Origin of the sequence: Paenibacillus sp. PK1-4R (assembly GCF_030369595.1) — a bacterium.
GTDB lineage: Bacteria > Bacillota > Bacilli > Paenibacillales > Paenibacillaceae > Paenibacillus.
In genome coordinates, this window is the sequence record NZ_CP126535.1 from 5,226,758 (window position 1) to 5,250,517 (window position 23,760).

The following is a 23,760-nucleotide window of genomic DNA, read 5'->3' on the forward strand; positions in this document are numbered from 1 at the left end:
TGATGACTAATGCGTACATTCAAAAAGATAGCTATTCTAGCAGCGATGACACTTCTATTGACTACACTGCTCAGCGGGTGTGGCAGCAATGCCACAACACCTGCTAACGGCGCAGGTGCATCTAATAGCGAGGGGCAAGCAAATACACAGGTGGACAAAATTATGGTGTCCGAGGTGTATCACAACCTGCTCTACCTTCCTCTGTATGTAGCGAATAACCAAGGATTCCTAGAGGAGAATCGCATTGAGCTATCTTCCATCCGTGCTGCCGGAAGTGGACCAACAGCATTGTCTTCGGTGATCTCAGGCGAGTCTGCGTTCTCCTTCCACGGTCCTGAGCATGTCGCATTTGCTAATGCAAAGGGCGGAGATGCTCGCTCACTGGTCCTTCTATCCGGCAGTGCTCCAGTATGGGCAGTTGCGCGAGAAGGAGTAACCGTGAACTCGACAGCGGATTTCAAAGGTAAAACCATCGTTGTGGGCTTGGCACCTACAAGCTCGAACAGCTTACTGCGGAAACTATTCGCTGACAATAACATCGATATCGACAAGGATGTGACGATCACTGAGGTTCAGAATGGCTCCGAGCTTGGTGCTGTATTAGCCGGCAAAGCCGACATTGCTATCGTTTACGAGCCTCAGCTGGATCAAGGCATTGCAGAAGGGCTGCATATTGTCCATGATTTCACGAAGGACTATCCTGATTTCGCTTTTGCAACGATGAATACAACTGCAAGCTTCATTAAGAAAAATCCTGATCTCACCCAGCGCTTTGTCAACTCTATCGAGCAAGCCCTGGAGTTTATTCAATCGAACCCTGAAGGCGCCAAAGCTGTTGCAGTGAAGGAATTTCCGAATCTGGACCAGAAAGTCGTGGAGCAAGCAGTACAACGCATGATCGACAGCAAGGTATACCCTGCTGATGGGCTCATCAATGAATCAGCTTTTAACACCGCAATCGATATGCAGCGATTCATCGGTAATCTGAAGGAAGAACTCGCTTACGAGGATATTATCGATTCAAGCTTCACCAAATAGAGAGAGAAAGGTTGATTACTCTGAACCAAGACGACTATCACACACACCGCCGTACGGAAAGTGCGAAATACGCGAACGGAGTTATTACCAGCGAGGAGCTTGCCCTATTTACAGCCGACTTGAAACTGATTCGTGGCTTCAAGTTGCCAGAAGAAATAGGGCCCAATCCCCCGTATAGGAGCGTGCCTCTGCGATGATTACCAAGCCACTGAACGAGCTGACGATTGCTGAAGCCGCAAAATTGATTAAAAACAAGTTGATATCTCCTGTAGAGCTTACGAAATCCTATCTGAATCGCATTGAGAAAGTAGAGCCTGCGGTGCAAGCCTTCGTTACAGTCACCGCCGAACAGGCTTTGCAGGCCGCAAGAGAGTCTGAACAACAACTGATGAATGGCGAATATCTCGGTCCTCTGCATGGCATTCCCTATGGAGCCAAAGACATTATCCATACCGCTGGCATACGCACCTCGGCCGGATCAAATACCTTTCCAGACTTCGTACCCGGAACGAATGCAACTGTGATTAATAAGTTGCAAGCTGCAGGCGCTATTCTGCTCGGCAAGACAACAACGACGGAATATGCCTTCCAGGGAGGAGAACCACCAACCCGCAACCCGTGGAATCTAGAACATACCCCAGGCGGTTCCAGTTCAGGCTCCGCCGCTGCTGTAGCGGCCGGCATGGCCTCCTTCACACTCGGAACACAGACCTTCGGATCTCTGCTTAGACCCGCAGCTTACAACGGATTAACCTGCATGAAGCCGACTTACGGCAGGGTTAGCCGTAATGGTGTCATCACAGCCAGCTGGAGCCTGGATCATATTGGCGCCTTCACTCGATCTGCACAAGATAACGCAATCGTTCTGGAAGCGATGGCCGGGCAAGATGAGCTGGACTCCTTCACGCTTCCTTATGGCAAGCCAGACTTAACAAGTGCTCTTGAGCATCCTATTTCAGGAATGGTGATCGGGCTACCGAGCAACTTCTTCCAGACCGATGAACCGGCGATCTTGTTAGCAGTAGAGTCGGCAATCGCTGTGCTTGAGAAGCTGGGCATGCAATGGAAGAAAGTTGACCTGCCTTCTTATATGGAAGAAACTATTGCTGCTCATCGTACGGTTATGCGAGCGGAAGCTGCCGCCTTCCATCAGGAACGCTTCGCGGAAGCCTCTGATCGTTACGGCCACACAATGCGGGAACAGCTTGAGCTCGGCTACCAGACGAGTGCCGTTGATTATTTGCAGGCACAACGCATCCGAACGATATTCCGGAGCGAGATGATGATGATGTTCGATGAAGTGGATGTGTTATTGACTCCATCAACACCACATGTAGCTCCACATGGATACAAGACAGGCAGCCCGATTTTCAACGGACCGTTTACCAATACAGGTCTACCGTCCATCACCGTACCCATCGGGTTTGATACCACCTCAGGGAAGCCATTGCCTATCGGCATGCAGCTTGCCGGTCCACACATGAGAGAAGACCGCTTGTTGTCCATCGCTCATCATTATCAGCAGGCTACAAACTGGAATCAGATAACACCGAATATACACACTCATTAGGAAAGGAATGACAGCTACGATGTCTACCATCATACATGCAAGTGCAGCACCCAAATTCCCGCTTCCTTTCTCCCATGCTGTCCGCGCAGGAGATTTGGTCTACGTTGCAGGTCAGGTAGGCGTTGATCCACAGACGCTTGAGCCTATCGGCGGCATTAAGGAGCAGACTGAGCAGTGCATTCGTAATATTGAGGTGATCCTTCAAGAAGCCGGACTTACACTCGATCATGTTGTGAAGGTAACCACTCATCTGGCCCGAGTCGAGGATCAGCCCGAATACAACGAAGTGTATGCGCGAATGATTAAGCAGCCCTATCCCGCCCGTATTACCGTATTTAGCGGGTTAGGCCCTTATTTAATTGAAATGGAAGTGCTGGCGTATGCGCCTTCCGTCCGAGGAGAGTAACACATCACCAAAGAGCACCTGTAGCCATAGATGGGTACAGGTGCTCTCTTTGTCTAGAAACCCGGTTCTCTTTTGAGAAATCGGTTTCTTTTCGTATTCCTATTTTGTTTTGAAGCGAGATGCTTCTTCGGCAAGTTGTTTGGTCAGTTCATCGATTCTCTGCACCATATCTGTCAAATGTTCCGTCATGCCGGACTGTTCCTGCATTGTTGCTGTGACTTCCTCAACAGAAGCCGACACCTCTTCACCGGAAGCGGACAAGTTCTGTGCAGCTCCAATGACGTCATCCTTATCACGTTCAATGGATTCGATCTCAGTGGCAATAGCCTGAACCTGGCTCATCATCTCATTCATATTCTCGGTGACAAAATTGAATGTCTCCTTGGTCTGGCTAACGCTGCTCTTATGCTGTTCCGCAATCGCTTCAATAGCCTGAACACTTCGGTTATTCTGCTCCACGTGATCAATGGTCTGCATCACAATTCGGTTGATATCCTCCGATTGAGCTGTTGTCTGCTCTGCCAGCTTGCGAATCTCGGAAGCAACCACGGCAAAGCCGCGCCCTTGCTCACCTGCTCTTGCGGCCTCAATCGAAGCATTCAACGCAAGTAATTTCGTCTGATTTGCGATTTCAGCAATCGTACCCGTGATCTGGTGAATGCCCGAGGAGCTTTCAGCGAGTTGGACTGTAATTTTGGAGATGTTGCCAACTTCAATCTCGTTTTGCCCGTTCACCGCAATGAGTGCATCAATAACTTCATGATTATTTTTGAATGCATCCGTAATTTCATCTGCCTTGAACTTCACTGCCTGCGACATCCCATTCACGTTGGCAATCTTGTTACCAACATTCATGAATTTATCCACAATGGCTCCCGTATCGTTCGCCTGGGACTCCATGGCTCGTGAAATCTCAAATGCTGTTGTCGTTGTTTCGGCAATCGTGGTCGAAGTTTGCTGAGTGGACTGTTCCAGCTCGGATGTACTTGTTTTCAGGATGCCGATGGAATGGTTCATGCTGGAGATCAACTGTTTATTGCCTGCTGCCATGGTATTGAAGCTGTCCACCAATTGTTTGAATTCTCCGCTATATTTACCTTGAGCCTGCACCGTCAGATCGCCGCCCGCAAGCTGTCTGAACAACACAGTTAGTCTTGTAATTGGTCTGGTTACCAGCAAAGAGATCAGGATACCCGCTACGACGGAAACCGCAATAGCACTAAACAAAACAATATACATCTGTTTTGCCATCGCACGTAAAGGCTTCTGCACATCGCTCATTTTATCTTCTACAACGACAGTCCAGTCGGATCTTGGGATTTTGGAGTAATACGCCACTTTCTCATCTGTGCTAATATCCCCTTGCTGTAGTTCAGCGCCAGGAGCAAGATCTATCAATGATTGGTATTCGCCGGACTCCATCTTCTGGCCTGCCAACTTCTCATCCGCTGAATCGTAGATGACCGTACCTACACGGTCCAGAATGATCACTTTTCCCTCATCATTAATATTGATATTTTGTAGCTGATTAACGAAGAACGAGGTGGATGCCGCAGATACGAGCACTCCCTGTACTTCTTGATTCTCATTGTAGATTGGCATGGCAAAAGCCGTACCAAGTTGTCCTGAGGACTTGGCTACAATCCCTTCACTAATCACGTTTTTACCCTGAATCGCTTCTTGGAAATATGCCCGATCTCCGCGTTCTGCCTTGATAACTGCCGGATCATTCGCTGCAACAATAATGCCATTCCGATCCAACAAAATCAGACTGTTGTTACCTTCCATACCTGCAAGACTGTCCGCGAGAATACCACTTGCCTTATCCAGCAGTTCATTGTTTTCCGAGAAAAAGTTCTCACCTTCCTGCCCATCCGTATTCCGAATCTCTAGCAGATCCCGGAAGGTACGATGTGTTGTAATCAGAAAGGTAGATTGTTCTTCCAAACTTAGTGAAGCATACAAACCTGCCCCCACCCGGTCCGAGGTTGCCTTAATTTCATCTTTGCTTTTGTCGAGTGTAATAACTGCCGCTACGCTGTAACACACTACCGCAGTTACCGCCAGTACGATACACACCAGCAGACTGATCATAAGTGGCAGTTTGACTCTGAACGACATGTTGCGCATGCGTTCTCTTGCCTTGCTAAATACCATGATTACATTCACCATCCATTTTCATTTTCATCATTATGAAGTCCAAATTCTATGTATCTACTTTATATCGGTCGATATCAAATAATCTGTAAGCTGTTCCCCCAGTTATACTAGGTCAAAGGCCACTGCACACGATTGGAAAATGAAGACTTTGGGTTAATACAAAATATGACATCAACATCGTATAATATATGAAATACATATCGTGCAGGAAGAGGGACAACGCATTGAATCCGAAAATGCCTACTTTATTAAATGTTATCCGTGCCCTGTTAGGCGTACAATCCATCTTCATTGGGATTTCCATGACATTCCTTATTGCAGATCTATTCCGTAATAGTGCGGATTACTCCGCGTTTCCGCTATCTGATCAGATCGCCTATTTTACAAGTATCGGGCTCCGTGTGCTCTTGGTTCTGGTTCCCCCAATTCTGACTATCGTATTTGTCTCCAAACGAAGTTATAAGCTAACAATTACATTTATGAGCCTGGCCTTATTTTTTGGCGTTGTTTTCTTTCAGAATTTTCTCGTCTTGCTGCACATCTTTATGTTGCTTACCCTGTTGCTCCACAAGCCCAGCAAGGTGTATCTGAAGCAGGAAAGCTCTTGGGAAGAATACAACCAGAAGAATCTGCGGTTATAGATTGGAAGAGAATAGGAGAAGTGATATGGTAAAAACAGCATTACCTACGCTATTAAATGTCGTGCGCATTTTATTGAGTGTGAAACTGATCTACGTGATTGTGTCCTTTATCGTGTTCCTCATTGACTTCAACCAGAATATGGAGGCCTATCTGGGTTTCTTACGCAAAGGAGATGATCTGGCTTACGCCTCTGGCGTAATCTCAGCCAGAATGTTGTTTATCATCAGTCCCAGCCTGCTCGCTGTTATATTCATCACCAAAAAAAAGTTCAAGCTCACCGTGACGTTTCTGAGTCTGGCGCTATTCGTTGCCATTCCGAATGAGAGTAACCTGTTTACCCTGATTCATCTCTTCGCCCTGCTTATCGTACTCTTGCATCGTCCAAGCAAGTTGTATCTGAAACGAAAGGATACCCCTGTCAATGAAACCGTAGTTGAACCGAAGGATTAATTCGAAAAGGGGATCACATGACATTGAAGTCCAGATAAACGGTGGAGCGCACAAGATATGATGTCATAATAAAAACAAGGACTTTCCTAAGTAATACAGGAAGGTCCTTGTTTAATATGACTCACTATACAAAGTGATTGTGAGATTTACAATTACAGTGCAGCTTGATAAATTTGTACTACATCTTCACGCTGCAAGTTTTTGAAGAATCCGAACGGACCGAATCGCATCGCTTTATCAGCCATCACATCAATCTGGCTGTCGTCGATGTCATAGTCCGCCAGACGGCTAGGGGCACCAATTGAAGTCCAGAATGTACGCAGCGCTTGAATACCTTCTTCAGCCACTTGTTTGTCCGACTTTCCAGCAGGGTTGATATCAAATACATTAACAGCCATACGTTTGAATCGATCTACATCCACATCCAGATTATGTTTCATCCAGTGTGGGAAAAGGATCGCAAGGCCTCCCCCATGGGGAATGTCATAGACAGCCGAAACGGCATGTTCAATATTGTGAGAAGCCCAATCTCCGGCAAGACCCATATTCAGGACATCGTTAAGCGCCATTGTTCCACAGTAGAGAATGGTTTCGCGCAGTTCATAGTTTTCTGGATCTTTAATCAGACGAGGGGCCGTATCAATAACGGTACGAAGAATCGTCTCACAGAATCCAAGCTGAACCGGTGTATTGGTATCCAGATGGAAATAATGTTCAAACACATGAGACATCATGTCCACCATGCCGTATACCGTCTGATCCAATGGTACGGTGTATGTGTACTCCGGATCAAGAATGGAGAACGCTGGGAAAGAATACTCGCTGAACCATGCCCATTTTTCCTGTGTGTCCTGATTGGTTATTACTGAACCGTTGTTCATCTCAGAGCCTGTCGCTGCCATCGTTAGAATTGTACCCAGTGGAAGTCCGCCTTCCGGGGTTGCTTCACGTACAACAACATCCCACATGTCTCCTTCGTATTTGGCTCCTACTGCGATGGCTTTCCCGCAGTCAAGTACACTGCCGCCGCCAACCGCAAGAACCAGATCAATGTTATGTGTTCTGCATAGCTCTACGCCCTTATGAACCGTAGAAAGACGGGGGTTCGGTTCTACTCCAGCGAGTTCCGTAACCTCTGCTCCGATTTCGTTCAACTGGCTGATTACCTGATCGTACAGCCCGCTACGTTTGATGCTTCCACCACCATATACAAGCAAAATACGATTTCCGTATTTTGGAACTTCGGTTTGTAGTGCTTGCAGTTGCCCTTTGCCAAAAATCAGCCGGGTCGGATTATAAAACTGAAAAGATCTCATTACGTATGTTCCTCCAAAGAAGTCTGAAATTTTGTGCATCCACCATTATAGTTCTCTTTATTCGTAAAAACAAATACAGGCAAGAAGGAGATAACCGATGAGTATGGAGTCTATCACATTACAACATTTAATAAAACAAACCATTAATCAATATGTATCCTCGGATATTCACATTCAAAGTATTAAAAGTAACCCTATCGGTGCGGGATCTCAGGCTGTTGCATTGCTTCGACATCATATTGAATTCCTTATAAATGGTGTGAAAAAGGATATTTCTTTCGTAACAAAGAAGGCCACGTTCATTGAACGCTCTGCCTTGTCCAGATTATTTTTACAGGGCGCCAATGTACCCTATAGTCTATCAAATGAAGTTCATACTCAAGATCGCAGTCTGATCTGCATTCAGGATGTGGACTACCAAACTGATTATAGTCATCTGGATATAGATCTGCTTCAGAATAAAGAATTACAAGCACTGGCTTACATACATGGAACGAATATGGGGTCGAAAAAAGAACTGCCATGGATACCTATTGTGGATCGATTTCATATCATTGAAATGATGGAAAGACGCTGGAGGCCTTTGTGGAACACCGCCATAAAAAGTCCATCATTCATTAAGGAATTCGGATCACCGCTCATTTCGGAAATTGAAGCTGTAGCAAATAATATTGTAGATGATCTTGAAAATCTCATCGAGGATGAACACACACATACGATGATTCATAATGATCTGAATCCTGGCAATGTATTGGTATACAACAATGAAGATGTATATTTTATCGATTGGGAGGAAGCAAGGTATGGCTCCCTGTTCTTTGATATCCCTCTACGCTGTACACATCTGAAACAAGTTGAGATCTATCGGGAGGCCCTAAGTTCTCACGGATACGATATTCCACAACATCAATTCGAAAAGTACTTCTCCCTGGCATCCCGATATCTCGGCATCCGTTATATGAGTTGGAACCTTGGGGTTTGGGAACAGTACCCACATGCAAAAGACGACTTAAAAAAGTATATGAAAATGGTGACTCAACCTTTGTTCGCCTGATCCCTCATTCCACATTAGTAAGACGAATTCACTGTTTTCCTGGACAAAAAAAGCTCCTGCCAGCAAAGTGGCAGGAGCTTACATCACAGGGATCCAATATAACCATCGCATGCTTCCATAACATACATGGTCTACATCCCCTCAGATATTAAGAATTCGGTACTTAGGTTCTAACCCAGGTCGGCAATCCGCTGTCCAATACGTGGAAACAGCCCAAAGGCATTCTCGTAGAATACCTTATCATGATGCTGCTCCGGTACAAGTCGGCGGACAAATTCGGCATACAGATCGATGGGCGCAAGCGGCCAGTCGGTGCCAAACAGCATTTTCTCGTAATGATCCGAATAGACCAACGCCCGGCGGAAATGATCCATGAATAAAGGTTCGTTCATGAACCTTTCAAAATGAGGCCGATCCCCCACCACAAGACCAGACAAATCTGCATACACGTTAGGATTCTTCGCCACCACTTCAGCTGCATCCATCACCCAGGGATCACCCAGATGACAGATCATGAAGTTCACACCGCGCTGCTGCAAGGCTAATTCATCCACCGTCAGTGGATGCGAATACTTGAGCAATCCATTCATCGAGTACGTGTCACCCGTATGAATCACGACAGGCAGGTTGTACTTGGCTGCGAGTTCATAGACCGGAGTATAGATTTTGTCATACACATAGTGATGATAGTATCCGGCATAGAGTTTGATTCCGGCTACTTCAGGGGATTGCAGTCTTGCTTCAATCCGGTCAAGCTCGTCCTGCGCGTTTTTACCATCTAGCGCATTGGGATTAATCCCCACACATTCCATGAGGAATGACGGAACCTTCTCTTCCAGGTCAAGTCCCATCGGGTTAGGGGAACTGGAATCCGGGAATGCTCCCTTCGTCTGCTCCGTAACCCCCATTCCGATGCCCAGAATGACGTCGTTTTTATCAAACTCCGCTTTAAGACCAGCGGCAGAGTAATCCACTTTGGACAGATCAATCGCTGTTTGATGAAAGCTGTCGATGTCCGACAGATGAATGTGAATATCAATGATCGGCATGTGAAGCCTCCTTTTCATCGGTAGAAGTTACAAAATTCAGTTTGAGAAGGTCATGCACATCTGCTGAACTCAGCGGAATTGGTCCCAGAACCAGATATGTCGGCTCCGTCCAGACCGTTTCCCCCTGATGGAGTGTCAGATGATGATTCACGTTTAGACCCGTCACCTGATTATTGGCAAAAGCCCATGCACTCTGATTCGGGTAACGATGGACCGCATGCAGCATGTTTTCACGCGAAACCGATCCGACTCGCAAAAGGTCATCAAGTGGCAGGCCCACATCCACCTTTCCGAGCGGGAATCGATCTTTACCCGGTTGCTCAATCCAACCTTCCGCAAAGACAGATGAAGGCTGGAGGAAACGTTCTTCCGCAAGCGAGTAATTCGTCAGCGTCAGGCCGCTTTCGTTTGTCACGGCAAGCAGCGTGCAGAGCACAGGAACACCCGGGAGCATCAGATAATGCTGGTTGATCGTGATTCCACGATTCGCTTCATGCTTTTCAATCCGGGTGGTCAGCTTGATACCCTTCCAGACGTTTCCGTATTGATCTTTGTGCTCTGTCCAGGAAGCGGCTCTTTGTTCCAACTGGCGGCTGAAACCATTCATGCCCGGAGCCCCCACACCCAGCCCACCATACCACGGATTCCACCACGAGCGTGGAGCCGGTTCAGGGTACGAGCTGTCCAGCCATTCTTCTCCTGCATATTTCAGAGAGTGTACTACACTCCCGAATTCAGGAGCAACGGCGATCGACAATACTCCATTGTCTACGGTATACAAAGGTCCAGATGAACCTTCTTCAATCTTCTGCTTCACCTCTGTTCCGCTCTGCGGGAACCAAAGGGCAGTTCGCTCCTGAATCCGATCTTCGCCCCGATATAGCCCACGAACTTTCCAACCACTCACGTGCTGGTCTCGGTCCGCTTCGTCTGGTGAAAATGTCAGCTTGGCGGAGTTTAGATTCTGCTCCGGAATGAATTCCTTCACAGCGGCCATAACCTCCGATTCGCCACCCTGCTGTACATACAGCTCCAGCTTGCCCGCAAGCGAAACCAGTTTATGTTCAGTCAACGTTGCTTGCAGCACATCCGGGGCAAATGGATTCCCCTCACTCAGTGTCAGATCCAGATGACTGTCCAGCAACGGAATGACCGGGTTACGCTGCTTCCGTGCAAACGCACGAAAATCCGACCATTTAGCAAACGTGTTCAGGGCAAACACCGTTTCCTTGGTTTGTGCCACAGCCCCAGCCTCCAAACGTCCAAGCTCATGCTGCAACCCCAACGTGTATTCCGGACGAAGCAACTTCAGAGAAGGGTCCCAATAGATGCCGCACGCGCCATACTCTTCCTTGCAAAACAGCCAGTTTTCCGTAATCTGTGAACTGTCCCAATGGTTCGGATCACCTGCATAATCATCTTCCATATCCACAAAACGACCTTGGTAAGGTAGAATTAACCGGTTTCCGTAGAAACCAAAGTTATTCATTAGATACAGGTCTTCTTCCCAGGCGGTGTCTCGTGTGTTTTCAACCTCGTGGTAAAATTCGGCGATTCCATTCGCAGACAGCTTGACCACGGACTTAATCTGCAAACCAGGGAAATCCTCCGAGTCATACAGTGCTTCAAGAACCTGACGTTCCCCTTCGGGATAAATATTCACTTCTTTGGCTTGTTTCTTGGATAACTCTTCGGCAAACGGCCTACCCAGCTTCGGATAAGTCCACCAGAATGAATGACGGGAACCGGGATATTCAATCCACATGACATTATCATGCTTGTTCATATGGAGCGAGAATGCGCCGTTAACAGCCACCCATTGACCCTCAATCTGCCCGCCATATTTCCCTTCGATTCCCTTCATCAGGACAGAAATTTTGCTTGTAAAAGAGATCGCATGGTTCCCCACTGGGACAGCCGTCACTTCTACTTCTTGGGAATAGAGACCATATGAACGCAAGGTGAAAGGCACTGGCATAGACATTTTACCTTTGGCTGGCACCTTAAAGCGCACCGAACGCTCCGCCCATTCAAGGAATTCATCCTCTGGCAGGTCCAAGCTGAACTCCGTTTCTGCATCCACATTATTTTCCACGTTCAGAACCAACTCAGCCGGAATACCTGGATAGAGCTCCTTCACAGGCAAGATAGTCATGATCTTGGCCGGGAATTTCGGAGCGATACCCAACCTGAACTCCGCTTTCTTACCGTTGATTAACCATGTGCTGGCAACCACGGGATGAGTCTTATTGTTATTCTGTTCCTCTGTAATCGGATCAAGGTGAAACTCACCTTCCACGATGATGGTTTGTCCCGGAGCCACTGCTTGTGCAATGTCCAGCGCAAATCGAATGTTTTTGTTATCCTCACCCTTGATCTCGACTGCCAATTCGGACGCAGAAGTGTTTTTAATGCGATAGCAAACCTTATAGCTGGAACCGAATACCAGATCATGATCATCGACTTCTGTTGAGATTTCGTAATCCGGTGTTTCGAGGGCAGTCAGCCCGCGACCCGACTTTTCAAATTCAGCCCGCAGGGAAACATCTCCCTTTTTCCACGTATAGTCAAAGAAATCAAAACCACGCTCCCGTCGGCCATCCGGCTCAATGACGAGTTCACGCGTGCTGTCTGCATACCAATCCAACTCCTCAAAATAAGGGGCAAGTGCTTCGGTCTGCAAAATGGTAGGGATGAAATTCATCAGATGCACATTATCATCTTTTTTCTCCCAAAAGAATCCGCATTTCTTGTACATGGGTACAGCCTTTGTATTCCCTGCCCATGTGAACAGATCCAGGCGAGGCCATCCGGCCTCTACGGTCTTGCGCACAGCATTCAGGATCAGATTACGTCCAACCTTGTAACCGTGATAGTCGGGGCGCACGTTAAGCAGCGGTACATATAGCGCTCTCTCGTCATAGCGGTAATGAGCAAAACTGCAGAAGCCAACAACCTCTTTCTCATGAACAGCTAGAAACGCATAAAGATTGGACGAACTCTCCATCTCCCGACGAACTGTTTCCTCTGTTCTAAGATTGGTCCCACCTCCCCAGCTTTCGTTACTACGGTTCCACATATCCGCAAGTGCGGCAGCGTAAGAGGGGGCGTATTCAATAATATGGATCTGGTCGATAATCGAAGTTACGGTCATGTTCTGATCTCCTTCTCTTTATGTACAGGATGGTGAAGAAGCTAGTGATAGTCTTATCATACTATAATTGGAAGCATTTTCAGAGCGTTATATTGGTGTTAGGGGTGATTATGGAGTTCAACTTGTTCGAGAAGCAACCTCCTGCTCAATACATGTCGAATGAGATATCACTTATGTATGACCTAACATATCCCGCCGTGACGGGCTAAATCGGATATGCGTGTGAGTTTTGACAAGCTCTATTCGCTATTGTTACTCTTTGTAGAGGAGTGTTTATTAAATATAAAAAATAGATAGATTCGTGGAGGGAAAGCATGACAGAATGGATCACGCAATTTATACTCTTTTTTAAAGATTTGTCATACGCAGGTCTCGTTATTGCCTTGTCGTTTGAATTCGTACCCGCTGAACTTGTGCTGCCCATGGCAGGATATTGGGTGTATCTTGGGGATATGAAGCTTTGGCTGGCTATACTCGCTGGTACCGTAGGCGGAACGTTTGGACCTCTGACGTTGTATGCGTTGGGACGATACGGCGGCAGGCCGATGGTCGAAAAATACGGCAAGTATTTCTTGATTCGCCCCCACCATCTGGACGCTTCCGATACGTTCTTCGAGAAATATGGCAGTGGGGTAGCTTTCTATGGACGTTTTGTACCCGGCATTCGGACCGTGATCTCCATCCCTTGTGGTATGGCGAAAATGAATGTGTTTAAATTCAGTATCTTTACATTCTTGGCCATGCTTCCGATTACTTCATTGTACATTTACTTAGGATTCAAACTAGGCTCTCAATGGGAGCATGTTGATGAGATTGTTAAACCTTATATCGTTCCGGCAGCGGTGGTTTTCTTAGGTGCTTTTGGATTGTACGTGCTTTTGAAACGTTGGAAAAGAAGAACGGCTTTGAACAAGTCATAGGCTTGCCTGAGGAAATGCGGGCTGTATAGTAGAGTAGCTGGTATATGATGAAAAAAATTCTTACTCTACATGGCCTGTGGTTATGATTTGTTAAGTTACTAGTGATAGATGATATACCGTACTAATCTACTCTTATATTCATATGCAAAGCCCCACCGATCATGGCGATCAGTGGGGCTTTATCGTTTCAATTGATTTCTAAATCAATTCCTGCCTTCTTTTCAAATACACATACAACACTACGCCAGATACCGCACAGATCACAGCACATAAACCGATGAATCCATATCCCGCCTGAAGTCCGCGCAGCAGTCCCAACTGAGTCGTTGAACCGTACAGATTCTTCACACCTTCAATCACCCAACCAATTACATAGTTACCGATGACACTACCAACCCCCATCAAGGTAACCGTGAACGTAATCGCGGTGTCACTGCCGTTCGGATATCTGCGTGCGATAAATGCCATAACTGTTGGATAGATCATCGCTATTCCCGCGCCAGATATCGCAAAGAAAATCGCAAGACGCTCTCCCCCTGCAAGCGCTACGAACGTACATACTCCCGAGAAAGCCGAGAACAGAATCAGTGACAATACAAATCCGATCCGGTCCGTCAATGGTCCAAGCAGCAGTCGTCCCAGCGAGAACGTGAGGAAGAACGCAGATAATAACCCGGAGGCTTTGACCGTGTCCCACGTGTAGGCTTTTTCCAGGAAATTAACCAGCCAACCCCCAACCGCCAGCTCCGATACCACGCCAAAAGAAAGAATGAGCACCATCAGCCAAAGGGCAGGATCACGTGTTAACGTCTTCAGTGAAGTCCGATCCTCATGAGGAAGATCATCCCCCGGGAATTTGCTGCGCAGCGCCGCAATGATCGGCAGCAGACAGAGTGACAACATCACCAGATACATACCGCGCCAGTCCAGCTCGTGTCCAAACACCTTCAAGGACATGACACCCGTCGCCAGCAAAGGCGCTACCGTTGAACTCAGTCCATAGAAGAAATGGGACAGGTTCATCATCGTACCTGTGTTTTTCACAAAGATACGCGCACCCAGAATCGCCAAAGCAATCTCCAGCATGCCGTTACCGATGTACATGAAGAAGTACGATGAAGCAAAGAGTGGATAGGTATGAGACACATAAATGAACACACCCGAGAGGATCATCGATGCAAACGATATGATGCTAACCGCCTTGATGCCCCATTTGCGAACCAGAATAGCCGTGAAGGAGCATGCGATCAGGTACCCCAGTGCATTCAGGGACAATAACGTCCCGAGCTGTTTCTCATCCAGATTGAAGTCGAATTGAATGCGCGGAATGGCCGGCCCCTTAATATTTTCTGATATACCAAATACGATAAATCCGAGAAAGATCGTTGCCAGTTGCATGGCGTACAGCTTGTTGAACTTTCGTTTGTTGCCTTGCGTACCTGCTTGCTGATTCAAAATAAGTTCCTCCAGTGTGTTCAGGAAAATGATTGCACGTTATAACTACGATTGCAGTACCATCTTCCGACCGCTGTTATCCCTGTATTTTTTGAATCTTTTCTAAAGGTGAAAATACAGGGATAAAGGCGTTCTTCAGATTGGTTCTGCCTTCTCCGTTATCGTGTCAATGATTTGTACATATGAAATAGGAAACATAGTTAAGCATTATTCCTAAAAATAGAATACTTGTAAAAGTTCCTTTGTCCTTTACCACTGCTTCTCAATCACCTGAATGCGGTAGGTCAGGCTCTCCAGCGTCACTGCGACCAGCCCCGTAACATACTCGCGCCGAGTGTCTCTTTGGATGATCAACTCCGGCATATGCTCCTGTGGGATCAGGTGATCCAGACAGCCTTGTAACAGGTCATTCCGCATAGCCGGGTCCATCGTATCGCCCGTAACGACAATCGCTGCCGGGTTGATAATCGCAATGATGGAAATCAGCGTCTTTGTGACGAGTTCCTGCAACCCTTCCGTCGTTTTCAACATTCGCAACTGCTCTTCCCGTGACACGCCAAAAGGTAAGAAGGATACCTCGCCCCCAAATTGCGTGTTCCCGGTCAGCGGACGACCATCAATGATAAAACCTGCACCCGGAAAATGATTCTCCGGGAAAGTCACCACCGCAAAGTTCTTCTCTTCCTCAAACTGCTGCTGGTTGTAAAGTCCGTAGACCGTCAGGTTCATATCATTGCCAATGACCACTTCCACGTCTTCATATTGCTCTTTGAGCCTTGGGCCGAGCGGCTGATACATCAGCTCAGGTACATCACAGATCCCAATAACGCCGTTGTGTGCCACCCCAGGTATGCCGATACCAATGGCCTGCACATTGTGGTGTTGTTCGATCAGGTTTGCAATCAAATCCTCTACCACCGTGACATTAATCTCATCCAAAATGAGTGTCTGTTCGTCGGCCATCTCTCCGTTCAGATTGGCATATGTATGTGTGATCGAGTGAATGCCACCCTCCGTTCGAATAATCAGGCACAGCACACTGGCGTAGTCAGCATTAAACTGATACCGACTGGCAGGTCTTCCCCCACTCGATTCATCCGGGCCCAGATCGATAATCTCACCCGTTTGGAGTAATTCGTTCAGGATCGTGCCGCATGTCGCTACGCTGAGTTTGGTCAGGCTCGCAATGGAAGCTTTTGTGCCTACGCCCATGGATCGGAGTGTATTCTTCACCAGTTCAACATTGATGCGCTTCACCTGCTGAGTGTTGTGTGATGTGGGTAACATCGTTAGTTATATGCCTCCTTTCGTTCATTTCGAACCATTCAATGAAAGTTTTTAAAAGTATTTTAATAATTGAAGTGTATGGCGATTTGGAAGGAAAGTCAATGCTTAATTGGGAGCGAAAAACGTTTGGATAGACAGACAAAAAGACAGTTCAAGATCATCTTGTGTGATCCTGCACCGTCCTTTAGTTAGGTGGTTTATGTAGACTGGCTCATTTGATTTGCCAAGATGCTCTTCTCCAGTCGGACTTTAAATAATTTTCGATTTAGATCCTGTTCCATGGCATGTAGGTGATATGCTGCTTGTTTCACCGTGTCCATGTCTAACACACCTGCCTGCTTTGCGATGATGTCCATGGCGTCCAAAATGAGTTTGTTACAGGTGACCAGTTGGTTGACGTAATCGTCTTCATGTTGGATTAGTTGTGCGTACTGCGAAGCCAGATCCTCGCTGTTGGTACTTGTCATGTTATCACTCCTTTGTTAAGGAGAGGGTAACATCTCACTAGAAAAGATGTGGTACGTGAGAACGTACCATTGTATTCCTATTCACATCATTGTTTATTAAAAGTAATCATCTATTTGACTGAATTTATAGTGATTTTTAAGCTTTGCATGTGTAGCAGGTAGCGTCAAGATTTTTGTGTAAATGAAAACTTTGACGTTGCCAGAAGCAAATGCGGCTTTATAAAGTATTATTATTTTAGATTTCCAACATAAAACAATCATTAATTCATTTTTTATATAAATATTTGAAACATTTCAATAAATTCCACTGTCTAATTATTGGAAAGAACATAAATTTTGATTGGAGGTTAGCTTTATGAATAAAAAATTTGTTTTTTTAACAGTCATACTCTCTTTAATGACAGGTGGAATGATTTACTCAGGTACACTTGATCAAAAGAATTCAGGGACAGTCGTTAATGGGGATGCTCAGACTTCAGGACCTATTAATATTCAAGAAACGAATGAAAAGAAAACCTTCAGAGGTCAACTAGAGGTATTTCCCTTCGAGGATGGAGTTAAACAAGCAGATTTAATTGTCAAAGTAGTATTACGTGAAAACCTTGGTGAACTTACCGAACCTGTCCCTAAAAGTATATTCAATGCTCAAATTCTAAGTACTCAAAAAAGTGACCCTACACTAGTATCAGAAACTATTAGTATCATGCAACAAGGTAATAGTGAAGTCTTGTTTAATGATAATCCGTTATTCCAAGAAAATGAAGAATATATTCTATTCTTGAAAAAAGCTGTTGGTTCTGTGGCAGAAGAATATCCAAACCTTTATTGGATACTGGGTGAAGAGACTAATATGTATAATAATATTAGAAATAACACTGTTAAAAAATTAGGATATATTGACAAAGAACTTTATGATGTTGAGAATAACCATACTTTAAATCTCAATGAAACGACTAACACCCAAGTGCTCAACGAAGAAGAATTCATTAAGAAAATAGAATCAGTAACTAAGTAGTTATTAACAATGAGAAAGAAATGGGGTATAGATTATGAGAAAATTCCTAGTAAAATTGTCAGTATCATCTCTTCTTTTATCAACTCTTGTTCCTATAAATGCATATGCACATAAGTCTCCTAATACTTGTCACCCGAATGGAGAATCTTCTGGATACTCTGTTGATTGTAACAATCATCAAGGTTCTTCAAATTTCACTTATAATCTCCAAAATGTTGACTCAACATACGCTGGATATGTCAGTAACGGAGCCTCAAGGTGGAATACTACTGGTGTTGTTAATATTACAAAAACTAATACTGAGTCTACTAACGGAAGAGTTATTAAATAACACGAGTACCATTGCTTACTTTGGTAATTATTATTCTGACGTTAACGGAAATTTATATGCTTGGACTCTAGGAATGAACACATCAATTATGTCTTCTAGGACAGTTGCCAAAAATCCCTAAGCAGCCTTGGTTCAATATTCGACTGAACTATGGATGCTTAATTTTTCTTGTATTCGAGTCCGACAAAATAAATAATATCCACTTGGCTACAACTTAGATAGCATATTTGTTACATTATTGTTGGCATTCCCTCCCCCATTTGACACCCCCCTCAAAAAGGTCTATCCTAATAACGAATCATTTATTCACTATTAAGGAGTCGTTCCCGATGGTGCAAGCCAAGAAAGACGAAGTCAGGAAAGAGATTGAATACGCGGCGCTCAAGGTCTTTTTTGAAAAAGGCTATGTGGATGCCAAGATGAGTGATATCGCGGATGAGATCAATATTTCCGTAGGCAACATCTATACTTATTTTAAGAACAAGAAAGAACTATTCTACGCCGTTGTGCCGCCGGATCTGGTGGATTATTTGAAAAATGTGCTGGTGGAGACCATTCACTTTGATAACCAGACCTTGTTCGAGGAAACGGATAACGAGCGAAAGTCGGCGCTGTTGCAGGAACAGGTGGATGTACTACGTAAATACCGGAATCAGATTGTGATTATCTTCGAAAAGAATAAAGGCACCATCTACACCAACGCCAAGAATGAGCTTGTTGAGCTGATGATCGAAACCAAGAAGGCCTATCTGAAGAACCAATATAAACGGTATGAGATTGGCACCGAGGAGAACCTGATCTTACTGAACATCCTCGCACACAATGTGATCGATATGAACCTGGATCTATTGAAGCGGGATATGAGTGAGGACAGCCGGAAGCAAATTTTCGAAGCGTTGTATGTATACAGACTGTACGGTATGAAGAGTCTCAACGAATAACCTCCATCTCATCACTTATGCTGGTTAGACAAAGCGTGCAGATCAGATCAACTTCACTTGGTTTGCACGCAAAAAAAACTTCATCATAGATCTGCCTATTTTTTTGACCCAAAAATGAATTTTTTATTCATTATTGAAAAAGGCATCGTCGTTACCCTAACCACTCACCTCACCCACCATTCTAAGGAGGAACACACATGAACACCGCTTACGCATTAAAAAACGTCAATCTGATCCACGGCGACTCCAACCGAAATCTGCAAAAAAACATGACGATTCTCGTCAATGAGCAAGGTCTTATTCAGGATATCGGCCGAGATCATGAACTGAATATCCCAAGTCACTACACAACAATCGACCTCTCAGGCAAATACGTGATGCCTGGACTGATCAACGCCCACGTCCACCTCTTTGCAGACGGTAAACCGTTCAGTCTCTCGGTCAGTGAAGGTTTGTTGCAGTTTGCCTATGATCGGATATTGAACACGAAGTTCGGCAGAAACGTATTGAAAAAACGCATGAAACGCAACGCGCTGACCGCACTCCATGCGGGTGTGACAACGATGCGCAGCGTGGGGGAATTCTTTTACACGGACGTCCAACTGCGTGATGAGATTAACAACGGTGACTTTGTCGGTCCCAATTTGCTAGTATCCGGATTTTTCCTGAGTGTCATGGGCGGACATGGTGCTCCATTTCTGGCTCTGGTGGGCGATTCCCCGTGGGAAGCACGAAAAAATGTACGCATCAATGTGAAACACGGCGTGGATCTGATCAAAATCTGCGTGACGGGCGGCGTGACGGATGCGAAGATGGTCGGCGAAGCTGGCCGTTTGCAGATGACGGTGGAGGAAGTTGCGGCGATCTGTGATGAAGCGCATAAGATTGGCTTGCGGGTGGCAGCACATGTGGAAAGCACGGAAGGTGTAAGGGTTGCGTTACAAGGTGGCGTCGATACCATTGAACACGGTTCGGAGATGGACGACGAAATCATTCGTTTGTACAAAAATAATCCCAATGCCCTGAATGGCTACACCACACTCATCCCCACCCTACAAGCTGCCTATCCATCCGCTTCACTGGATACCAACGTAACGAAGGTAAGTGCAACGGTAAAAGAGAATTCAAGACTCGTCTACGATTCCATGCTCAAAGGTGTGAAACAAGCGATCGAAAACGGCATCACCATTGGTATCGGCACCGATGCCGCCATGCCTTACGTGACTCACTATGATATGTGGAGAGAGATGGACCATTACATGAGACAGGCCAACCTGAACAACAAACAGGTCATCGACATGGTGACGCGAACCAATGCGAAGATCCTCGGTGTTGACGATGTTACAGGGACGATGGATATCGGGAAACATGCCGATCTGATTATCATGGAGCAAAATCCGCTGGAACATATTGAGGCCTTGTCAGACATCGCTATGGTCATGGTCAAAGGAAATCTAATTCAAACACCATCTGTCACAAGAATCAAAGAAGTCGACGATGTTCTAAACTCAGTTTGGTGAATTCAGGAGTGAAATCATGCTTGGGATATTGATCAATTGTTTTTCCGTTATATGCGGAAGTACCCTTGGAGCCATCTCCAAAAGGTTCATGAATGACGGTTACAAGTCCATACTCAATCAAGTGATTGGGATCAGCGCGCTCATCATAGGCATTAGTACAACCATGAGCAGCATATCCACCAGCCAATATCAGATTATGTTTATCATCTTCCTGACCTTAGGCGGGATCATTGGGCTACTGATTAATATCGAGAACATCTTGTCCAACATCATGACCAAATTCTCGTCCAATGGTTTAAATGAAGGATTAACGGTTGCCATATCACTGTTGTGCGTGGGATCAATCCCGATTCTGGGGCCCCTACAAAGTGCCTTACAGGGGGATAATACCTTTTTGCAAATTAATACGATTTTCTCGGGCATTACGTCATTGATTCTGGCATCCACCTTCGGGATCGGCATCATCTTCTCGGCGTTCATTCTTTTAGTGATCGAAGTTCTGGTCTTCTTCTCCGCTGATTTCTTATCCGTCTTCATGACGACGAACATCATAAACGAAATTACTCTCATTGGTGGCATCCTGGCGCTTTGTACGGGGTTAAACATCTTGAAGATTACGAAGATCAAAGTGTTAAACCTGTTGCCTGCCTTATTTATTCCGATATTTCTGCTATAGCTTCAGCATACCGAGGTCTTTCCATAAACATAAAAAGATAGTCAAGCGGCGGCCTTGGTCCTGAATTCATCAGGGCTGATGTCTTTTATGTCCAACCTGAGACGGAGAACACATTCAATCTGGCGTACGATTTGAATCAATGACGAATCACGTAAGATAGAGTTATGAGTTTATGAACGATAATCACTTCAAGACATTGAACTAGAGGAGGCATATCCTATGAACAAAATGAAAAAAACAGGTTTGTGGCTTGGTGTTACGACTCTAACCCTATCACTCGCAGTTCTTTATTTTCCAACATGGACGCCAAAAATAAAAGGAACAAACCCTATTCATGTATTGGAACAAGTTAAAATCAACGGCACGGGACATGAAATCATGATCAGAGGACAGGATCTGGACAACCCAGTTATCCTTTATTTACACGGTGGACCGGGCGCATCTGAACTTCCGTACGCGAAAAAGGTCCAAGATTTATTAGAATCTCAGTTTACGATTGTGAACTACGATCAGAGAGCAAGCGGCAAATCCTATCATTTTTTCGAGGACTATTCCAATCTCTCAGCTGACTTGCTGGTTGAGGATCTACTAGCCGTCACGGATTATATTACTCAACGTCTGGGGAAGAAAAAGGTGATCCTGATGGGGCATTCGTACGGAACATACATAGGAACTCTTGCTGCGCATCGAGCACCCGATAAATATGAAGCCTACATTGGGATCGGTCAGATGGCAGATACACAACAGAGCGAGATGGACGGATGGAATTACGTTATGGAGCAAGCTCAACTAGCCGATAATCATGAAGACATAAACCAGTTGGAGCAGATCTATGAACCGATCAAACAAGGACAGGCATTCACGCCGCGAGATATCGTTAAACGTTATGGAGGCGCATCAAGGTTGATGGACAGCCCTGACACCAGCTTCCTGGGAATGACGTTCAGTCATGAATATAATATGCTGGATGCCATTCGTTTTAATAAAGGGATCATTTATTCGCAAGAAATACTGATAAGTGAAGCCCTGAGCCGTCCTTTGCCATCCTTGATTACGAAGCTGGACCTCCCCTTTTATTTTGTCATGGGAGATTACGACTTCATGACTTCATCCCATGCCGCCAAGGTGTTTTTTGACCAGATTGAAGGAAATCAAAAGGAATTTATTGCCTATAAAAACTCGGCTCACTACCCACATTATGAAGAGAAGCAAAGATTCTTGGATTGGATGGTAGATACCTTTATCAAGCAAACACCTTAATCATTCAATCCTTTGCCCTCCAGGATCGGCTGCATGTACTTCTCGATTCGTGACACTTTTGTCTTGGATTGCTTTGGTTGTGAGAAATAATAGAGATATGCCCGCTGACGTCCGGGTGTCAGTGCTTCAAATGCATCTCGGAAAGCAGGATTCTCATCGAATTGCTGCTGAAGTTCCTCGGGAACGCTATATTCGGCAGTTTTTTTCATTTCCACTTGCAGTCCGGCCTGTTCCACTTCAATTGCTTGCTGGATATAGGCTTTGATCATAGCCTCCTGCTCCACAATTTGCTCCAGACTGGTGAAGCGAAGCTGGCGTTCTGCCTGTACATTCTCCGTTTGCTGGACCAAAATGCCGTGCGAGTCCTTCAGCAGAGCACCTTTGAAGAACAAAATAGCCACGTATTCTTTGAATCCATGGATTAAAACGATGTTTTTCCCATCCAGCATGTAACAAGGGTGCATCCATTTCATATCCTCTGTCAGTTCAAAATCCCGAATAATCTCTCTCAGCTTTGTGGACTCTTCCTTCCACGTTTTGAGTTTCTTTAGATAGCCGTCAACTTTGCGATTCCCACTTGTATCGGTCATGGAGAAATTCCTCTCTTTATCTCATGTTCTTATAGGTTCAATTGTACTGGTTTTCAGTGGATTGTACAGCGTTGCTTACAGAGCTTTTATTGACTTTTCCACTTGAATTTAAACCTTCATAGAAACAAAACACTTCATAAAGTGGAAGCGATCTTCCTTAATATTGAAAGTGGTAAGGCTACTTTGTTTTTCTGGGGAGAAGGCTTATCAGAAGACTGATCCAATGCCCAAACGTCACTAAAGATACAGCGACTGCGGATGAGATGAACAGCCCCTCATTGAAATCGATCATAGGAGATGGAGAAGGAAAGAAAGTGATTTAAGAAGACGGACCCACAACTTTTTGATAAGCTCATAGAATAGTCTGAAATCCAGTCAAATTAATTCCGGCTACGGATAAGAAATAAGACAGCCAGCTCTCAAGTACGGGGCTGGCTGTCTTATTTAATTGTACTTGTT

20 protein-coding genes are annotated in these 23,760 nt (G+C 45.4%); 12 read left to right on the forward strand and 8 right to left on the reverse strand.

The window, feature by feature from the left end:
• The first annotated feature begins 9 nt into the window (after nucleotides 1–9).
• The 3 genes from QNO02_RS22670 to QNO02_RS22680 all read left to right on the forward strand — a co-directional run bounded on the left by QNO02_RS22670 (nucleotide 10) and on the right by QNO02_RS22680 (nucleotide 3,014).
• Nucleotides 10–1,038 (forward strand): ABC transporter substrate-binding protein, encoded by a 1,029-nt coding sequence (locus tag QNO02_RS22670; protein ID WP_289390071.1) that lies wholly within the window; start codon nucleotides 10–12, stop codon nucleotides 1,036–1,038.
• A 193-nt stretch (nucleotides 1,039–1,231) separates the two neighbouring features.
• Nucleotides 1,232–2,608: an amidase gene (locus QNO02_RS22675; protein ID WP_289390073.1), complete on the forward strand. Its 1,377-nt coding sequence runs from the start codon at nucleotides 1,232–1,234 to the stop codon at nucleotides 2,606–2,608.
• Between the two features lie 19 nt (nucleotides 2,609–2,627).
• Nucleotides 2,628–3,014: a RidA family protein gene (locus QNO02_RS22680; RefSeq protein ID WP_289390074.1), complete on the forward strand. Its 387-nt coding sequence runs from the start codon at nucleotides 2,628–2,630 to the stop codon at nucleotides 3,012–3,014.
• 99 nt (nucleotides 3,015–3,113) lie between these two features.
• Here the strand turns inward: QNO02_RS22680 and QNO02_RS22685 are convergent, their stop codons facing one another.
• Complete coding sequence (locus tag QNO02_RS22685) at nucleotides 3,114–5,171, reverse strand: methyl-accepting chemotaxis protein (protein ID WP_289390075.1); 2,058 nt, start codon at nucleotides 5,169–5,171, stop codon at nucleotides 3,114–3,116.
• Between the two features lie 227 nt (nucleotides 5,172–5,398).
• On the opposite strand from QNO02_RS22685, the gene QNO02_RS22690 reads away from it, so the two are divergent.
• Together QNO02_RS22690 and QNO02_RS22695 are read left to right on the forward strand one after the other, a co-directional pair.
• Complete coding sequence (locus QNO02_RS22690; protein ID WP_289390076.1) at nucleotides 5,399–5,815, forward strand: hypothetical protein; 417 nt, start codon at nucleotides 5,399–5,401, stop codon at nucleotides 5,813–5,815.
• 25 nt (nucleotides 5,816–5,840) lie between these two features.
• On the forward strand, nucleotides 5,841–6,266 hold the full coding sequence (locus QNO02_RS22695) for a hypothetical protein (RefSeq protein ID WP_289390078.1): 426 nt from the start codon (nucleotides 5,841–5,843) through the stop codon (nucleotides 6,264–6,266).
• Between the two features lie 152 nt (nucleotides 6,267–6,418).
• On the opposite strand, the gene QNO02_RS22700 is transcribed toward QNO02_RS22695, so the two are convergent.
• Complete coding sequence (locus tag QNO02_RS22700; protein WP_289390080.1) at nucleotides 6,419–7,582, reverse strand: iron-containing alcohol dehydrogenase; 1,164 nt, start codon at nucleotides 7,580–7,582, stop codon at nucleotides 6,419–6,421.
• A gap of 97 nt (nucleotides 7,583–7,679) precedes the next feature.
• Between QNO02_RS22700 and QNO02_RS22705 the strand changes: the two genes are divergently transcribed.
• On the forward strand, nucleotides 7,680–8,636 hold the full coding sequence (locus tag QNO02_RS22705) for a phosphotransferase family protein (RefSeq protein WP_289390081.1): 957 nt from the start codon (nucleotides 7,680–7,682) through the stop codon (nucleotides 8,634–8,636).
• A gap of 170 nt (nucleotides 8,637–8,806) precedes the next feature.
• On the opposite strand, the gene QNO02_RS22710 is transcribed toward QNO02_RS22705, so the two are convergent.
• Together QNO02_RS22710 and QNO02_RS22715 are read right to left on the reverse strand one after the other, a co-directional pair.
• On the reverse strand, nucleotides 8,807–9,685 hold the full coding sequence (locus tag QNO02_RS22710) for an amidohydrolase family protein (protein WP_289390083.1): 879 nt from the start codon (nucleotides 9,683–9,685) through the stop codon (nucleotides 8,807–8,809).
• Nucleotides 9,672–12,839 (reverse strand): GNAT family N-acetyltransferase, encoded by a 3,168-nt coding sequence (locus QNO02_RS22715; protein WP_289390085.1) that lies wholly within the window; start codon nucleotides 12,837–12,839, stop codon nucleotides 9,672–9,674. Before QNO02_RS22715 ends, QNO02_RS22710 begins: the two co-directional genes overlap by 14 nt.
• Before the next feature lie 314 nt (nucleotides 12,840–13,153).
• Between QNO02_RS22715 and QNO02_RS22720 the strand changes: the two genes are divergently transcribed.
• The gene (locus QNO02_RS22720; protein ID WP_133385793.1) at nucleotides 13,154–13,759 is read left to right on the forward strand and encodes a DedA family protein; all 606 of its coding nucleotides are present in this window, start codon (nucleotides 13,154–13,156) and stop codon (nucleotides 13,757–13,759) included.
• Between the two features lie 198 nt (nucleotides 13,760–13,957).
• On the opposite strand, the gene QNO02_RS22725 is transcribed toward QNO02_RS22720, so the two are convergent.
• From QNO02_RS22725 to QNO02_RS22735, 3 genes are all read right to left on the reverse strand, one after another.
• On the reverse strand, nucleotides 13,958–15,157 hold the full coding sequence (locus QNO02_RS22725) for an MFS transporter (RefSeq protein WP_076319958.1): 1,200 nt from the start codon (nucleotides 15,155–15,157) through the stop codon (nucleotides 13,958–13,960).
• Nucleotides 15,158–15,463: 306 nt separating this feature from the next.
• Nucleotides 15,464–16,501 (reverse strand): ROK family protein, encoded by a 1,038-nt coding sequence (locus tag QNO02_RS22730; RefSeq protein ID WP_289390088.1) that lies wholly within the window; start codon nucleotides 16,499–16,501, stop codon nucleotides 15,464–15,466.
• A 197-nt stretch (nucleotides 16,502–16,698) separates the two neighbouring features.
• Nucleotides 16,699–16,968, reverse strand: coding sequence for a hypothetical protein (locus QNO02_RS22735; RefSeq protein WP_289390089.1), 270 nt, complete (start codon nucleotides 16,966–16,968; stop codon nucleotides 16,699–16,701).
• A gap of 355 nt (nucleotides 16,969–17,323) precedes the next feature.
• Between QNO02_RS22735 and QNO02_RS22740 the strand changes: the two genes are divergently transcribed.
• The 5 genes from QNO02_RS22740 to QNO02_RS22760 all read left to right on the forward strand — a co-directional run bounded on the left by QNO02_RS22740 (nucleotide 17,324) and on the right by QNO02_RS22760 (nucleotide 22,711).
• Nucleotides 17,324–17,983, forward strand: coding sequence for a hypothetical protein (locus tag QNO02_RS22740; RefSeq protein WP_289390090.1), 660 nt, complete (start codon nucleotides 17,324–17,326; stop codon nucleotides 17,981–17,983).
• 660 nt (nucleotides 17,984–18,643) lie between these two features.
• On the forward strand, nucleotides 18,644–19,255 hold the full coding sequence (locus QNO02_RS22745; RefSeq protein WP_289390091.1) for a TetR/AcrR family transcriptional regulator: 612 nt from the start codon (nucleotides 18,644–18,646) through the stop codon (nucleotides 19,253–19,255).
• Between the two features lie 197 nt (nucleotides 19,256–19,452).
• Nucleotides 19,453–20,775, forward strand: a complete 1,323-nt coding sequence (locus QNO02_RS22750) for an amidohydrolase family protein (RefSeq protein ID WP_289390093.1) — start codon at nucleotides 19,453–19,455, stop codon at nucleotides 20,773–20,775.
• A gap of 16 nt (nucleotides 20,776–20,791) precedes the next feature.
• Nucleotides 20,792–21,451 (forward strand): DUF554 family protein, encoded by a 660-nt coding sequence (locus QNO02_RS22755; RefSeq protein ID WP_289390094.1) that lies wholly within the window; start codon nucleotides 20,792–20,794, stop codon nucleotides 21,449–21,451.
• A gap of 219 nt (nucleotides 21,452–21,670) precedes the next feature.
• The gene (locus tag QNO02_RS22760; RefSeq protein WP_289390096.1) at nucleotides 21,671–22,711 is read left to right on the forward strand and encodes an alpha/beta fold hydrolase; all 1,041 of its coding nucleotides are present in this window, start codon (nucleotides 21,671–21,673) and stop codon (nucleotides 22,709–22,711) included.
• On the opposite strand, the gene QNO02_RS22765 is transcribed toward QNO02_RS22760, so the two are convergent.
• Complete coding sequence (locus QNO02_RS22765) at nucleotides 22,708–23,301, reverse strand: YdeI/OmpD-associated family protein (RefSeq protein WP_289390097.1); 594 nt, start codon at nucleotides 23,299–23,301, stop codon at nucleotides 22,708–22,710. The genes QNO02_RS22760 and QNO02_RS22765 overlap by 4 nt on opposite strands.
• Nucleotides 23,302–23,760: the final 459 nt, after the last annotated feature.

Coding starts and splice junctions, on each gene's coding strand:
- QNO02_RS22740 (WP_289390090.1), top strand. CDS start 17,324: ATGAATAAAAAATTTGTTTTTTTAACAGTCATACTCTCTTTAATGACA.
- QNO02_RS22670 (WP_289390071.1), top strand. CDS start 10: ATGCGTACATTCAAAAAGATAGCTATTCTAGCAGCGATGACACTTCTA.
- QNO02_RS22750 (WP_289390093.1), top strand. CDS start 19,453: ATGAACACCGCTTACGCATTAAAAAACGTCAATCTGATCCACGGCGAC.
- QNO02_RS22745 (WP_289390091.1), top strand. CDS start 18,644: ATGGTGCAAGCCAAGAAAGACGAAGTCAGGAAAGAGATTGAATACGCG.
- QNO02_RS22675 (WP_289390073.1), top strand. CDS start 1,232: ATGATTACCAAGCCACTGAACGAGCTGACGATTGCTGAAGCCGCAAAA.
- QNO02_RS22710 (WP_289390083.1), bottom strand. CDS start 9,685: ATGCCGATCATTGATATTCACATTCATCTGTCGGACATCGACAGCTTT.
- QNO02_RS22700 (WP_289390080.1), bottom strand. CDS start 7,582: ATGAGATCTTTTCAGTTTTATAATCCGACCCGGCTGATTTTTGGCAAA.
- QNO02_RS22765 (WP_289390097.1), bottom strand. CDS start 23,301: ATGACCGATACAAGTGGGAATCGCAAAGTTGACGGCTATCTAAAGAAA.
- QNO02_RS22695 (WP_289390078.1), top strand. CDS start 5,841: ATGGTAAAAACAGCATTACCTACGCTATTAAATGTCGTGCGCATTTTA.
- QNO02_RS22725 (WP_076319958.1), bottom strand. CDS start 15,157: ATGCAACTGGCAACGATCTTTCTCGGATTTATCGTATTTGGTATATCA.
- QNO02_RS22720 (WP_133385793.1), top strand. CDS start 13,154: ATGACAGAATGGATCACGCAATTTATACTCTTTTTTAAAGATTTGTCA.
- QNO02_RS22755 (WP_289390094.1), top strand. CDS start 20,792: ATGCTTGGGATATTGATCAATTGTTTTTCCGTTATATGCGGAAGTACC.
- QNO02_RS22705 (WP_289390081.1), top strand. CDS start 7,680: ATGAGTATGGAGTCTATCACATTACAACATTTAATAAAACAAACCATT.
- QNO02_RS22685 (WP_289390075.1), bottom strand. CDS start 5,171: ATGGTATTTAGCAAGGCAAGAGAACGCATGCGCAACATGTCGTTCAGA.
- QNO02_RS22760 (WP_289390096.1), top strand. CDS start 21,671: ATGAACAAAATGAAAAAAACAGGTTTGTGGCTTGGTGTTACGACTCTA.
- QNO02_RS22715 (WP_289390085.1), bottom strand. CDS start 12,839: ATGACCGTAACTTCGATTATCGACCAGATCCATATTATTGAATACGCC.
- QNO02_RS22680 (WP_289390074.1), top strand. CDS start 2,628: ATGTCTACCATCATACATGCAAGTGCAGCACCCAAATTCCCGCTTCCT.
- QNO02_RS22730 (WP_289390088.1), bottom strand. CDS start 16,501: ATGTTACCCACATCACACAACACTCAGCAGGTGAAGCGCATCAATGTT.
- QNO02_RS22735 (WP_289390089.1), bottom strand. CDS start 16,968: ATGACAAGTACCAACAGCGAGGATCTGGCTTCGCAGTACGCACAACTA.